11 protein-coding genes and 1 pseudogene are annotated in these 13,928 nt (G+C 69.8%); 7 read left to right on the top strand and 5 right to left on the bottom strand.

Annotated features, from left to right (window positions below; translation table 11 throughout):
• The 4 genes from VF665_RS05015 to VF665_RS05000 all read left to right on the top strand — a co-directional run.
• Positions 1-748 (top strand): HAMP domain-containing sensor histidine kinase (locus VF665_RS05015; RefSeq protein WP_331052318.1); only part of this gene is annotated, 748 nt, incomplete at its 5' end.
• Positions 749-813: 65 nt separating this feature from the next.
• Positions 814-1,428, top strand: coding sequence for a hypothetical protein (locus tag VF665_RS05010; protein ID WP_331052317.1), 615 nt, complete (start codon positions 814-816; stop codon positions 1,426-1,428).
• Positions 1,429-1,489: 61 nt separating this feature from the next.
• Positions 1,490-2,113, top strand: a complete 624-nt coding sequence (locus tag VF665_RS05005) for a hypothetical protein (protein WP_331052316.1) — start codon at positions 1,490-1,492, stop codon at positions 2,111-2,113.
• Between the two features lie 76 nt (positions 2,114-2,189).
• Positions 2,190-2,822: a hypothetical protein gene (locus VF665_RS05000; RefSeq protein WP_331052315.1), complete on the top strand. Its 633-nt coding sequence runs from the start codon at positions 2,190-2,192 to the stop codon at positions 2,820-2,822.
• A 76-nt stretch (positions 2,823-2,898) separates the two neighbouring features.
• Here VF665_RS05000 and VF665_RS04995 read toward each other — a convergent pair.
• From VF665_RS04995 to VF665_RS04980, 4 genes and pseudogenes are all read right to left on the bottom strand, one after another.
• Positions 2,899-3,779 (bottom strand): annotated as a pseudogene (locus tag VF665_RS04995) (DUF72 domain-containing protein).
• A gap of 91 nt (positions 3,780-3,870) precedes the next feature.
• Positions 3,871-4,605 (bottom strand): DUF4142 domain-containing protein, encoded by a 735-nt coding sequence (locus VF665_RS04990; protein WP_331052313.1) that lies wholly within the window; start codon positions 4,603-4,605, stop codon positions 3,871-3,873.
• Between the two features lie 888 nt (positions 4,606-5,493).
• Positions 5,494-7,602 (bottom strand): elongation factor G, encoded by a 2,109-nt coding sequence (fusA, locus tag VF665_RS04985; RefSeq protein ID WP_331052312.1) that lies wholly within the window; start codon positions 7,600-7,602, stop codon positions 5,494-5,496.
• Between the two features lie 711 nt (positions 7,603-8,313).
• Positions 8,314-10,143, bottom strand: coding sequence for an acyl-CoA dehydrogenase family protein (locus VF665_RS04980; protein ID WP_331052311.1), 1,830 nt, complete (start codon positions 10,141-10,143; stop codon positions 8,314-8,316).
• A 233-nt stretch (positions 10,144-10,376) separates the two neighbouring features.
• Here VF665_RS04980 and VF665_RS04975 point away from each other — a divergent pair, with 233 nt between their 5' ends.
• Both VF665_RS04975 and VF665_RS04970 read left to right on the top strand, forming a co-directional pair.
• Complete coding sequence (locus VF665_RS04975) at positions 10,377-10,967, top strand: hypothetical protein (protein WP_331052310.1); 591 nt, start codon at positions 10,377-10,379, stop codon at positions 10,965-10,967.
• Positions 10,968-11,000: 33 nt separating this feature from the next.
• Positions 11,001-11,168, top strand: coding sequence for a hypothetical protein (locus VF665_RS04970; protein ID WP_331052309.1), 168 nt, complete (start codon positions 11,001-11,003; stop codon positions 11,166-11,168).
• A gap of 84 nt (positions 11,169-11,252) precedes the next feature.
• On the opposite strand, the gene VF665_RS04965 is transcribed toward VF665_RS04970, so the two are convergent.
• Entirely contained in the window at positions 11,253-11,792 is a 540-nt protein-coding gene (locus tag VF665_RS04965; protein WP_331052308.1) for a YfiT family bacillithiol transferase, read from the bottom strand.
• Between the two features lie 309 nt (positions 11,793-12,101).
• Here VF665_RS04965 and VF665_RS04960 point away from each other — a divergent pair, with 309 nt between their 5' ends.
• Complete coding sequence (locus VF665_RS04960; RefSeq protein ID WP_331052307.1) at positions 12,102-13,778, top strand: hypothetical protein; 1,677 nt, start codon at positions 12,102-12,104, stop codon at positions 13,776-13,778.
• Positions 13,779-13,928 lie beyond the last annotated feature (150 nt).

Here is a 13,928-nt window from a genome sequence, read left to right as displayed (position 1 = left end):
CGCGGCGGTGGCGCTCCACAACGCCCGCCTGTACGAGGAGCTGAAGCGCTCCACCCAGGCGCGGGACCGCTTCTTCTCGGCGATGAGCCACGACCTGCGCACCCCCATCGCGGCCATCGTGGGCTACAGCGAGCTGCTGGCCGACGGCATCGTGGGCGACCTGAGCGGGCAGCAGCTGGAGATGGTGGAGCGCATCAGCCAGGTGTCGGGCCACCTTTCGCAATTGGTGAACGACATCCTGGACTTGGCCAAGCTGGATGCGGGGCGTATGGAGTTCCACTGCGAATCCGTGCGGCTGGGCGACCTGGTGGATGAGGCGCGGGTGGCGGTGGAGCCGCAGGCGCGCAGCAAGGGGCTGGAGCTGCACACCGCCATGGGCGATGCGGCGGACCGCACCCTGTGCGTGGACCCGCCCCGCGTGCGGCAGATCCTGGTGAACCTGCTGAGCAACGCCGTCAAGTTCACCGACCAGGGCGCCGTGGCCGTCCGCGCGGGAATGGAGGGGCGCAGCACCTGGATCGAGGTGCGCGACACCGGCCCCGGGCTTCCCGCGGGGAGCGAAGAAGCGGTGTTCGAGGAGTTCCTTCAGCTCGCGTCGGCCAACCGCAGCAAGCGGGAGCCCAGCAGCGGGCTGGGGCTGGCCATCAGCCGGCGCCTGGCGCGCGCCATGGGCGGAGAGCTTTCCGCCCGCAGCGCCGCCCAGGGCGCCACCTTTACCCTTACCCTGCCCGCGGAGAACGCCGGGTAGGCACCTCCCGGCCCGACGCGCGGTCCGGGAAATCCATCCCGGTCCCCATTACCGGTACCATGACCATGAAGACCATCCGCCGTTCCGCCCTGCTGCTGGCTGCCCTGCTTCCGCTGGGGGCGTGCGGCGACTCCACCGGCTCCAACCGGCTCAGCGGCAGCACGAGCTTTTCCTATTCCGGCAGCTTCTCCGGCACCTTTCAGGCGGACGGCTCGCCGTTGCGCAACTTTGAGACGGGGAGCTACGCCTTCGGCCAGGCGGGAATGTTCTCGGAAGACGAACAGGCGTTCACGCTCTTTGCGCAGCAGGGCCTGTCCGGCAACACGATCGACAACCTGCTGCTCTCGCTGGAAAACCCCGCCGTGGGCACCGTGACCTGCGCGCTGGATGCCACCGACTGCCCCTTCGGGGGGTTCCTGGTGCTGGGCGCCAACGGCACGGACCCGGAGGAGGAGCCGGACGCGTTCCTGTTCTCGTCCGGCGGCACCATGACCATCACCCGGCTGACGGACAAGCGCGCACAGGGCACCTTCAGCATGGTGTTCACCGACCTGCTGGGCCAGGACGGCCCGCGCGTGCAGGTGACCAGCGGCACCTTTGACGTTCCCCTGTTCGACGACAGCGGGATCGGGTTCTCGCGCGCGGCGGCCGCCCGGGCCCGGTTCAGCCGCTCGCGATGAGCGCCGCGCCCGACACGGCGCCGGCCAGTCCCGGGCCCCCGCGCTCCCGCTTTTGGCTCGCATGATGATGCGTACTCCATCGCTCCGTCCGGCGGTCTGCGCCCTGGCGGCCGCGCTCGCGCTGGCGGCCTGCGGAGGCGATTCCACCGGCTCCGGCCGGTTCAGCGGCCGCACCGAGTTCCTCTACTCCGGAGACTTGGAAGGCGAGTTCCGCGCACAGGGTTCGCTCCCGGGCGACCTCCGGCGGGGCAGCTTCGCCTTCGGCCAGAACGGCTCGAGCTTCGACGGGTTCGCGTTGTCCCTCGTGGCGCAGCAGGACCTGCCCGGCAGCCGCGTGAACAGCCTGTCGTTCACGGTGCGGTCTCCAGCGGTGGGCACGGTGAGTTGCTCGCCGGGCGCGACGGACTGCCCCATCACGGCGTTTCTTGTCCTGGGCGCCGACGCAGCAAACCTGTATGTGGAAGCGGACGCCGATCTGTACTCCACCAGCGGAACCGTCACCATCGCCACGCTCACCCACGAACGCGCCACGGGCACCTTTCAGTTCGCGGCCTCCGAGCTGGGGGCCGGCACGCGGCAGGTGCAGGTGACGAACGGGAGCTTCGACGTTCCGCTGCTGGACCGCGCCGCCATTCCGTTCTCGCGGCAGGCGGTCGCCCGTGCCGCGTTCCCCCGCTCGCGCTGAACGGCGCGCCCGTGTAGGATTCAGCGCCGGCCGGACGTTCCGCGCCGGCGCGATCCCGTTTTGTGATGTGACGACGATGCGTCTTCCGCCGCTCCGCTCCTTGCTTTCCGTTCTGGCTGCCGCGCTCGCGCTGGCGGCCTGCTTCGGCGATCCCGCCGGCCCCACGGAGTTTCCGTCCGGCTCGGTGCGCTTTCTCTACGTTCCGGTGGATTCGGCGGGCACGGCGCTGACGGCGGACTCCGTCGCCTTTGCCGCCGAGGGCGGGGTGACGACGGACAACTACTTCAGCGGCACCTACGCCTTCGGGCTGCGGAGCACGACCTTCGAGGGCGACAAGGCGGTGCGCGTCTACGGGCAGCAGGCGCAGGCCACGGAGGGGACGTACGACGGGCTCCTGCTCTTCATCGCCAATCCGGCCGTGGGCACCTACACCTGCACGGCCGCCACGTCGCCGGTCAACTGCCGCTTCGCCGCCGCGTTCACGGTGGGCGCGTCGGAAGACGAGATCACGTCGCGCCCCACCATCCGCGTTTCGGCGCGGGCGGGCACCGTGGTCATCACCTCGGTGGATGGGGATCGCGTGCGCGGCACCTTCAGCCTGCTGATGCGCGGGCAGGTGGGGGAGCAGACGGATGCGCTGCTGCGGCTGAGCGGCGGCGCCTTCGACGTCCCCATCACCTCCGCCGATTCACCCTCCGTCCCGGACTGACGGGCGGAGACGCGGATCGAAAGCAGAGGGGAGGCCGCGGACTGCGCGGCCTCCCCTTTCTGCGTCCCGGCGCCGGTCAGCGCAGCCGCTCGGCCAGGCGCAGCGCGTCAAAGGGCGCGTGCACCTTGGCGTCGTTGTCAAAGTAGACAAACACGTCGCGGCCGGCGGGCGCATCCGGAGCGCGGGGGCCACGCACGCGGCATCGCCGGGATGGCAGCCGCAGCGCCACTCGCGAATGCGCGCCGCCCACCAGTCCAGCTGCTCGTCCGAGTAGCCGCTGGCGTACAGCTCCTCCGCCCCGTGCAGCCGCACGTACACAAAGTCGCCCGTCACGTCCTCCGCGTACGGCCACTTTCCCGCCGTATCGGCGAACACGAACGCCGCATTGTGCGCAGCCAGCAGGTCCACGAAGGCGGGGGACAGAAAGCCCGGGTGGCGCACCTCGAAGGCGTGGCGGATGGGGCCCTCGTGCTCCGGCTCCGTCCACGCGCGCCCGTCCAGCCGCGCGTCGTGCCCGCGGGCCAGGATGGACGCCTCCGCGTGCGTGCGCGGCAGGCGGGCCAGGAAGTCGGCAAAGCGCCCCTCGTCGAACTTCATCCGCTCGGGGAACTGCCACAGCACGGGGCCCAGCTTGTCCGCCAGACGCAGGACGCCGCTGGCCAGAAAGTTGGCGAGCGCATCATCCACGTCCTTCAGCTTCTTCATGTGGGTGATGAACCGGCTTCCCTTGACGGCGAAGACGAAGTCGTCGGGTACGGCCTCGTACCACGCGCGGTAGCTGGTGGGGCGCTGCAGCGAGTAGAAGGAGCCGTTGATCTCGATGGTGTTCATCCGCGAGCCGGCGTAGGCCAGCTCGCGCTTGCGGGCGAGCCCTTCGGGATAGAACACGCCGCGCCACCCGGCGTAGGTCCATCCGCTGATCCCGATGCAGGTACGTCCGGTGCGTGTCTTTGCCATGGCGCTCCGGTTCCGCAACAACGAAACCGCGGCGGACCGCAGAGGCGGCCCGCCGCATTTCACCTTCTCCGTCCTCGACGGATTTGAGGCCTCAGTGCCCGCCGGCCGGAGCCGCCGGAGCGGCGCCCGCACCCGCCGGAGCCGCGGCACCCGCCGGAGCAGTCGCACCGGCCGGAGCCGCGGCGCCCGAGCCCGCCGGAGCCGTGGAACCGGCTCCCTGGAGCGACTGCGCCATCTGGAGGTGCTGCTGCACGCGCGGCTGCACGGCCTGCAGCATCTGCTTGAGCTGCGGGTCACGCGCGTTGGGGATCAGTTGCGTCTGCAGCGCCTGCAGCGTGGCCTGGTGCGACTGCACCTGATGCGCCACGTATGCCTCGTCGAACGCCGCTCCGGTGGCGGTCCCGAGCTGCTGCAGGGCGGCCTGCATGGTCTGCTTCATCTGCTGGCTCATCGCGTTGTCCTGCGGGGCCATTCCCTTGGCCTGCAGCGCCTGCCGCATCTGCTGCTCCACCCGCGTGTGCTCGTCCACCATCTGCTGGGCGAACTGGCGCACGTCGGGGCGGGTGGCCTTCTGCAGGGCGATCTGGCTGGTCTGGATCTCGTCCTGGTTGGAGGCCGAGGCGACCGCGGCGATGTTGGCGTCCGTCATCTGCCCCGCGGCGGCGCCGGTCTGCGCGCCGCCACCGGTGTCGGCGGTGAGCGGAAGGGCGCGGCCCGCCTCGGAGGGCGGGTTCTCGATGTCGGGATTCGGCTCCTTGGCGCACGCGGCCGCCGCCGCCAGGGCGAGGGCGAACGCGCTCACACGAACCGCACCGGCACGAATCATGGTTTCTTCTCCGAAAGGATCAGCGGAAGTCGGAATGCGGACCGCGGCACCGGACGGCGCCGCGGCGGGTCCGCGCGCGGCGATACGCAAGGACGGTGCGCGCCACCGCCACTTTCGCGGGGCGCGCAATCTACCGTTCCGGTCCGGCGGACGCGATTCGGGCGCGGGGGGATGAGGAGGTGTGTGCCGGGAGTGGAGATCGTTCCCGTCCGCGGGCTGCGGCCATCACCCCGCGGGCTGCGGCCCTCACCCCGCGTGCTGCGCACGACGACCCTCTCCCACGAACAGATGTGGGAGAGGGAGCACACCCCGGTTCGGTGCGGTTTCCGAACGCAGTTGAAGCCCCGATCGTGGACGCGCCAGCGGCCACGAGTCGGGGCTTCCCGCTTTCCGAGCGGCGGATTCATCCGCTCAGGAGCGCGTAGGGCGCGAACGGCGTCGTCCTGCGCGCGGAGCCTCGGCGAGGAGACCTTCCGGTTCGGCGGCCCCTGCGATCATGGCCTGTCAAGGGGTGACCCAGCAGCCACGGTGCGCTTCGGACGGTGCCGCGCGGTCGGAAAGGCCCCCTCTCCCCGGCCCTCTCCCCCGCTGTCGCGGGAGAAAGGGAGACCTCAGCGCGTGGGCGGCGTTCGGCGCCGACTCAGCATTCGCACCGATGCAGCCTCACGGCAGTATCGTGAGGCTTTCAGCAGGTGTTGCGGCGAGTTCACTCGCTCAGCCGCGGCAGCGACACGTTCCGCCGCTCACACCCGGCCATCCGCCCAGTGCAGGTGAAGTCTCCCCGTCTGTTCGGGGAGACTTTCCGTCGTTGTTGCGGCGACTTCAGTCGCTCAGCCCATCCCCATGCTCCGCCCGGAATGCCCGGGGGGAGCATGGGACCGGCCGAGCCTACCGCGCCGAAACCAGCAGCTCGCGCTCCTTCTTTGCGCTTTCCACCACCCTGGGCACCTCGTGCGAGGGCACCTCCTCGTACGCGTGAAAGGTGCGCGTGTGGGTGGCGCGCCCCTGCGAAAGCGACCGCAGCGCCGTGCTGTACTTGTACAGCTCCGCCTGCGGAACCAGCGCCCGCACCCGCTGGTTCCGCCCCGCCGGCTCAATCCCCAGAATCTGCCCGCGCCGCTGGTTCAGGTCGCCGATGATGTCGCCCAGGTACTCGTCCGGCGCGAACACGTCCACCTGCATCACCGGCTCCAGAATCACCGGCTGCGCCTTTTCCGCCGCGGCCTGGAACGCCATGCTCCCCGCCACCTTGAACGCCTGCTCCGAGCTGTCCACCGTGTGGTAGCTGCCGAAGTACACCTCGGCCTCAAAGTCCACCATGGGAAAGCCCGCCAGCACGCCGCGCACGGACGCTTCCTGCACTCCCTTGTCCACCGCCGGCACGTACTTGCCCGGAATCACCCCGCCCACGATGGAATCGGTGAAGCGGTAGCCCTCGCCGCGGGTGAGCGGCTTGAGGCGCAGGTGCGCGTCGCCGAACTGGCCGCGCCCGCCCGTCTGCTTCTTGTGCCGCCCCTGCGCCTCGGCCACCGCGCGGATGGTTTCGCGGTACGGAATGCGCGGCGCCTTGATCACCACCTCCACCCCGTTCTTGCGCTTCAGCCGCTCCAGCTGCACCTCCAGGTGCAGCTCGCCCAGCCCGCGCGCAATGGTCTGCCCCAGCTCCGGAACGTATTCCGAGGTAAAGCAGGGGTCTTCCTCGTGCAGCTTGTGCAGCCCCACGGCCAGCTTGTCTTCTTCGCCGCGCGTCGCGGGCTCCACGGCCACGGCAATGTCCGGCTCGGGGAACACGATGCCGTCCAGCACCAGCGGGTGCCCGGGGGCGGAAAGCGTGTCGTTGGTGTGCGTGTCGCGCAGCTTGGCCACCACGCCGATGTCGCCGGCGCGCAGCGCATCCACCTCCAGCCGCTCGCGGCCCTGGGGGATGGAGAGGTGCGCCAGCTTTTCGCTCCGGTCGCGGCTGGCGTTCAGCACCTCGGCGCCGCTCGCCACGGAGCCGCCCATCACCCGAAAGTACGAAAGCTCGCCCACGTGCGGCTCGCTGGTGGTCTTGAACACCAGCGCGGCGAACGGGTCGCTGTTCAAGCCGCGCAGCTCCACCGTGGTGCCGTTGCGCCCCGCGGCCACCTCGGCCGGGCGCTCCTGCGGCGAGGGGAGCAGCTCCACGATCTTGCTCAGCAGCGCGCGCGTGCCCCAGGTGCGGGTGGGCGCGCCGCAGAACACCGGGTACAGTTCGCCGCGCAGCATGGCCTGCTTGAGCGCGTGCAGCGCCTCGTCTCGGGTAATGGTGTCGCCTTCCAGGTAGTGCTCCAGCAGGGTGTCGTCGGTGCTGGCGATGGTCTCGATCAGGTCGTTGTAGTAGCGGTCCACCGTGGCCTGCAGCTCGGGCGGCACGTCGTGCTCCTCGTACTCGCCGCTGGCGGTGCCTTCCTTGTAGAAGTGCGCGCGGTCGCTGAACAGGTTCACGATGCCGCTGAAGCCCTCCGCCGCGCCGATGGGCACCTCCACGGGGATGGCGCGCGCCGTCAGGTGCTCGCGCACGTCCTGAAACACGCGCTCAAAGTCGGCGTTGGGGCGGTCCATCATCGAAACAAAGAGGATGGCGGGCAGGTGACGCTCCTCGATCAGCTCCCACACGCGCTCCGTCCCCACCTCCACCCCGTTCACCGCCGACAGGCACACGAGCGCCGCGTCGGCCACGCGCACGCCGGCGCGCGTCTCGCCCAGAAAGTCCAGGTAGCCGGGAGTGTCGATGAAGTTGATCTTGGAATCCATCCACGCCGCCCAGGCCACCGACACGTTCATGCTGATGCCGTGCGCGGTTTCTTCGGGCGTGAACATGGTGAGTGCGGAACCGTCATCCACCGAGCCGTGACGCCGCGTGGTTCCCGCCGCGTAGCAGCAGGCGTCCACCAGCGTGGTCTTTCCCGAGCCGCCGTGGCCCACCACGGCCACGTTGCGAATGCGGTCGGTTGTGAATGAGGGGGCAGAAGCCATACGCACCTCCGGATCATGGGGGAGGGGTGGAAAGGCCGCCCGTTCCATACGCGGGCGGCTTACTGCAGGGTCGTGTGCATCGTGTGCAGGGTCAAGGTTCTTGATCGGCAGGCCGAGTGGGCCGGGGCTTTTCGCCGGCTGCAAAATCCGTACATGTCCCACGCGCCGCGGATGACGGGCAACAGCTCGGCGGATGCAGCGCAGCCGCAGGCGCTGGCCGGCCGCGTCCGCGCGATGCCGGACGGCGTCCGGGAGATGGTGGGCGACGGTGGAGGATGCCGAACGGCGTCCGGCCGATGGTGGGCGGCTCCGGGAGATGCCGGGCGGCGCTGGGGGATGATGGACGTGACGTGGCCGGCGCCCGCAGGGCCAGGACTCCTGCAGCGGCCACCACGGCCAATGAGCGTCATCCTGAGCGGAGCGCTGCGCCGGCGCGTCAGCGGCTCCGAACCATGGCGCGCAGTCGAAGGATCCCGGCGGAGGCGTCCGGTGCACACTGGCTGCGCGGCGCGCCCGGCACTCCCCGGCCGCTCCCGACAGTGCGCCGCGCGGCACGCAGCGCATCGCTCGTGGGCCAGGGCCGCGGCGGGATCCTTCCGTCGGCGCCAGACAGGTACTCGAAAGGCCCGTGCAGCGTCTTCCTTCAGGAGGACGCTCCCGGTCCGAAGCGCGGGGACAACTGCGCTGGAGAACGCTCTTCGTAGCCCGCGCTTACCGCTTCCCGAACTCCGGCGCCTCCGTCTCGCGCGTCGTCGCCTTGCCGGATGCCGCGCCGCCATCCATCCCCAGCGCGTCCTGGGCAACGGCGCGCACCAGGTCGTCGCGCTCGCCGTTCAACTGCACGCGCGCGGCGCGGAAGCGAAGCCCGCTGCGCTGGCACGCCAGGTCGCATACGCGCAGGATTCTTTCCACCGACTCCTCGTCCAGCGGCTGCCTCGTCGGGGTGAGCGGCGGGGCGATCGTCTCCCCCGCGTCGCGCGCCTCCAGCAGCGCCTGCGTGCGGGACAGCGTGGCCGCGCGCACGTAGAGTTCAATCGCCATGTCGGCGATGCGCGCCACCACGAACTGCCGCTCCACGATTTTGCGCCCGTGCCGCCGCAGCGCGCGCTCCGCCGCGATCCGCAGGTCGCGTGTGTGCTCCGTCAGGTAGTCGAAGTGCTTCTGCAGCCGCGGGTGAATGGGCGACGCCAGTTCCGGCTCGCCCCCACCCAGTGCCAGCCGCACGCGGTCCGCCGCAAAGTCCGTCAGCAGCCCGAACTGGCGGATGGGCTCGCGCAGCGCGGCGGCCACTTCCTTGAGGTGCGCGCCGGGCTCCTGCATTCCCGAAAGCCCCACGAACAGCCGCAGGACCTCGTTGGTCCCCTCAAAGATCCGGGTGATGCGCGCGTCGCGGTACAGCCGCTCGTACGGATGGTCCTTCACGTAGCCGCGGCCGCCGGCGATCTGCACCAGTTCATCCACCGCGCGGTCCAGCGCCTCACTGTTCCACACCTTGGCCGCGGCGCTCTCCAGCGCGTAGTCCACGTCGCCCCGGTCGTTGAGCCCCGTGGTGAAGAAGGCGACGCTCTCCGCCGTGTACGCGTCCGCCGCCAACGCCGCGATCTTGCCCTGGATCAGCTCGTACTTCGCAATCGGCTCGCCGAACTGCTCGCGGGTGCGGCTGAACTCCGAGGCCATGCGCAGGCACTGCTTCACCCCGCCGCCCGCCCCGGCGGAAAGCCCCTGCCGCCCCGAGTTCAGGACGCGCATGGCCAGCTTGAAGCCCTCGCCCACCTCGCCCAGCACGTTTTCCGCGGGCACCCGGACGTCCTTGAAGTACAACTCCGCCTGGTTGCTCCCCCGCGCGCCCATCTTGCGCAGCGCCGGGCCGCGCTCGTACCCCGGCATGTCGGGCCGCAGGATGAAGGCGGTCACGCGGTCCGTCGTCTTGCCGTCGCGCTCCACCGGCGTCTGCGCAAAGGTGACGATGACCTCGCTGAACGAGCCGTTTCCGATCCAGATCTTGGAGCCGCTCAGGATCCATCCGCCCTCGCCGTCCGGCACGGCGCGCGTGCGGATGCCGGCCGCGTCGCTCCCCGCGGAGGGCTCGGTGAGCGCGAACGACGCCATCCACTCCCCGGTGGCGGCTTTGGGAAGGTACAGGGCCTTCTGCGCCTCCGTCCCCGCGAGCTGAATCCCCTTGATGCCGATGGACAGGTGCACGCCCAGCATGATGGCGAGGCCCACGTCGTAGCCGGTCACGAACTCGAACACGCGGCAGTACGCGCTCTGCGACAGCCCCATCCCCCCGTACTCGCGCGGCAGCGAGATGCCGAACAGCCCCATCCGCTTCAGGTCGTCGATCACGTTCTGCGGAATCTGCTCGTGCTCGTCGATCCACCCGCGGTCGATGTGCGTTTCGCAGTAGGCCCGCAGCTCATCCAGAAACGCCGTGACGCGCGCCTCCTCGTCTTCCGGAATGCGGGGAAAGGGAAACAGGATGCGATCGTCGATGGTGCCGCTGAAGAGCTGGCGGGTGAAGGACGGCTGCTCGCTGGCCATGCGTGCCCGGACCGGTGTGAGGGTGCACCGCGGATGCGGCGCGTGACAGACTCTGTTCAACGTTACCGCACGCATCGCACCGCGCCAGTGAAGGCTGGCCTTCGGCCACAACGAGAGCCTTGCTGCGCAGCCGGGGGCCGTGTACACTTTGCGCTCTTTTGTGGAGGTGGCGTCCTTTCACCGTGCGCCCGCTCCCGCCCGCTGAACCACGGAGCACGCGATCTGGAGACGGTATGGCGCACACAGCGATCCAGCCCACTCTGTTGGCCCTGCAGGGCGCGCCCGCAACCAAGGCCCCTCCGCTTCCGCGCGCGGTCCGCGACACGGCCGACGGTGTGAGATCTTCCGTCGTTTCAGCCGGTTCCAGGCCCGAGTCGGAGAAGAAGGCGGAAACGGCCACCCCGATCATCGACAGTCTGATCCCGTCCTGGCAGCCTGCGCGGTTCATGACGGAAGGATTGGTCGTGCTTGCGATCCTTGTGGCCGGGATGCTGCTGGTGAGCGCCGGGCTGATGGTGGTGCATCGCTTCTACCATTTTCTGAAATCGGGTGGTTGGAGCAAGCCGCCCGGTGAGATCAGCGAAATGGGTGTGGTGGGGGTATTTACCCTCAAGCAAGCGCAATCCGATCAGCAGCAGGGCGACCGGGTGAGGGATGCCGAGATCAAGGCGCTGAACATTCGGGTTGACGAACTCGCCCAAAACCATGATGCTTTGACTACCTCGGTTGGCAAGATCTCGCTCGTGCTCGCGGAACTCAGCACGCGGGTAGATCGTACCACTCCGCCGGGTTCTGCGGGAAAGCCGGGACGAGTCCCACGATGAGAGGGAAAGGAGCCCAGTTTGGACGGGGAGAAGATGAAGAGCGATCTAACCGCCAGGATTGAGGCGATCCGGGCTGAGGTGCTCGCGACCCGCGTAGGTGAACGAGATGCGGTCCTGCGCCAGGAACTTCGCGAGCTTGCCGCCAAGAAGGCGGTCCTGAACGAGAGGATTGAGCGGCTGCTCGGCATGACGCCGGCCTGACGATCCGTCCGTTGCACGATCGAAAAAGCGGGCCCAACCTATTCCGGTTGGGCCCGCTTTCGTTCCGCCATGGTACGCGCCGGCCTACCAGCCCATCCGCTCGCGCAGGGCGGTAACGTGGCCGACGTGGTGGCGGCCATGCCAGGCGTACAGCGCAAGAAGCTGGTCCAGGCGCATGCTGCCGCGCTCCGGGTGGCGCACGGTGCGCGACCATTCCTCCGGCCGCACGGCGCGCAGCGTGTTTACCCAGCGCTGGTGCAGCGCGTCCAGCAGCGTCAGCGACACCTCCACCGGCGTGGTGCGCGAATCCTCCAGCGCCGCCCACGCCGCCTCCTCGTACGGCTTCACGGTGGGATTGTCTTCCGTGAGCCCCAGCTTGAGCCGGATGTAGGCGTTCATGTGGCTGTCGGGCATGTGGTGCGCAAGCTGCCGCACCGTCCACCCGCCGTCGCGATACGGCGTGTCCAGCTGCTCGTCGGACAGGCCGGCCACGGCGCCGCGGAACGCGGCGGGCGTGTTGGCGATCTGTGCGATCCACTCCGCCCGCTGCTCCTGGCCCGCATCCCCGTCCCAGCGGAACTTGCCGACGGGAAAGCGCGGATCCACCGTGTCTGTCATGGTCATCGGCCTGCTGCTCCGTGCGGGGGTGTGGGACGCGGATCCTGCCGCGCGGCCATTCTAGCGCGCCTGATCGTACGTCGAAAGAGAGATGATGCCGGCATCGTTCGGTGCGGGCGATGGGTGCCATCGTTCCGCCGCGCCGTGCCGAGAAAAAGCTTGACTCGCTTCCCGCCGGGGATCATACTGCCGCCGCAGACGGCGGAAAGTGGCGGCGCCCGGTGTGCCGGCCCCTGCTCCGCGCGTCCGCGCATCATTCGGCCGGCGCGCCCGCGCCACTTCTGCCGTTTTCGACCTTCCCTTCGTCCGGAATCCATGTTTTCGAACCGCACCGTGGCCGCGGCCGCGCTCGTTCTGCTGTCCGCCTGCGCGGACCGGCAGCCCCTGGCCGTGCAGCCGGATCCCGTTTCCCCCGGCGCGCTCGCGCAGCTTATCTGCCGTGCGGACCTGCGCGCCGGGAGCTTCGCCTGCGCCGAAGAGACGCCGCGGGGCCCCAGCCGCGCGCTGATCACCCTGGGCGGGCAGAACCACTACGTGCGCCTGAGCAACGACACGCCCGTCTACGACCCCGACAGCGACCTGCTCACGGTGAACGTGGCCGTGCAGAACCTGCTGCAGATGCCCCTGGGTTCGGCCACCGCGGGCATCCCGGATTCCAAGGGCGTGCGCGTGTTCTTCTCCGAGCCGCCCCTGCTGCCCACCACCGTCCAGAACGCGGCGGGGCAGATGAGCTGGCTGAACGTGGACCAGGACTACTTCGAGTACACGGGCAATGACCTGAGCGTGTACGGGTACCTGAATCCGGGCGAGAAGTCGCAGGCAAAGCCGTGGCAGTTCAAGATGAACGGTGCCACCAGCTTTGTGTTCAAGGTCTACGTGACGGGCGAGGTGCCCGCGGTCGCCCAATCGTTTCTGAGCTTCGGCCTGGTCAGCGCGGGCGAGAACCACACCTGCGCGCTGACGCGCGACGGCGTGCCGTACTGCTGGGGGTGGAACGCCTTCGGGCAGGTGGGCGACAACACCAACGTGAACCGCACGATCCCCGTCCCCGTGCAGATGCCGGCCGGGGTGCAGTTCGACACGCTGGCCCTGGGCGGCGCGCACGGCTGCGGGCTCACGGCGGACGGGCTGGCCTACTGCTGGGGCACCAACCTGTTCGGCGGGCTGGGCAACGGCACCCAGGACCAGGCCTTTACCCCCACCCCGGTGGCGCAGGGCGCCGTACGGTTCGCGTCGCTGTCGCTGGGCAACTACCACAGCTGCGGCCTCACGTCGGAGGGCAAGGCGTACTGCTGGGGATACAACACGGACGGCGAGGTGGGCAACAACTCCACGTCGCACGTGCTCTCCCCCGCCGCCGTGCAGCAGGGGAGCGAGATCTTCACCAGCATCCGCGCCGGATACTTTCACACCTGCGCGCTGACGACGGAAGGCTACGCCCTGTGCTGGGGGACCAACACCGACGGGCGCGTGGGGAACGGAAACCCCGCCAAGGCGCTGGTCCCCGTGCCGGTGCAGGCGAACGGGCGCAGGTTCAGCGCGCTGACGGCGGGCGGTTCGCACAGCTGCGGCCTCAGCGACGAGGGGCAGGTCTGGTGCTGGGGAAGCAACAGCGACGGCCAGCTCGGCACGGGCGCGAGCGGAACCAACCAGACCGCCCCGGCCGCCGTGTCGCAGGGCGCCCTGGCCTTCACCACAGTGGAAGCGGGCCACAGCCACACCTGCGCGCTGACCGCCGAGGGCGCCGCGTACTGCTGGGGCCGGAACCTGCGCATGCAGATGGGGAACGGCGGAACGGCCCAGGTGAACGCGCCCGGCCCGGTGCAGCAGGGCTCGGCGGTGTTCGCGAGCCTGTCGGTGGGCGGCTACCACGCCTGCGCCACCACCGCCTCCGGCCCGGCGTACTGCTGGGGCGCTGCCGACCAGGGCCGCCGCGGGGACGGGCTGGTAGTCAGCAGGTCCACCCCGGGCCCCGTCGCCGCGAGCCGGTAATCGGCGCCAGCGATGGACGACAACGGGCCGCCTCCCCGGCCGGGAGGCGGCCCGTCTGGATTCCGCTGGCGACCATCGTCCCTTGGTTTCCCGTCGTGCGCAATCCGCCCGTGGCTCCGCGCGCCTCTGCGCGATCCAATCCTCCCCGCG

Source organism: Longimicrobium sp., assembly GCF_036387355.1.
Taxonomy (GTDB): domain Bacteria; phylum Gemmatimonadota; class Gemmatimonadetes; order Longimicrobiales; family Longimicrobiaceae; genus Longimicrobium.
This window is presented reverse-complemented; position numbering and strand designations above follow the sequence as displayed.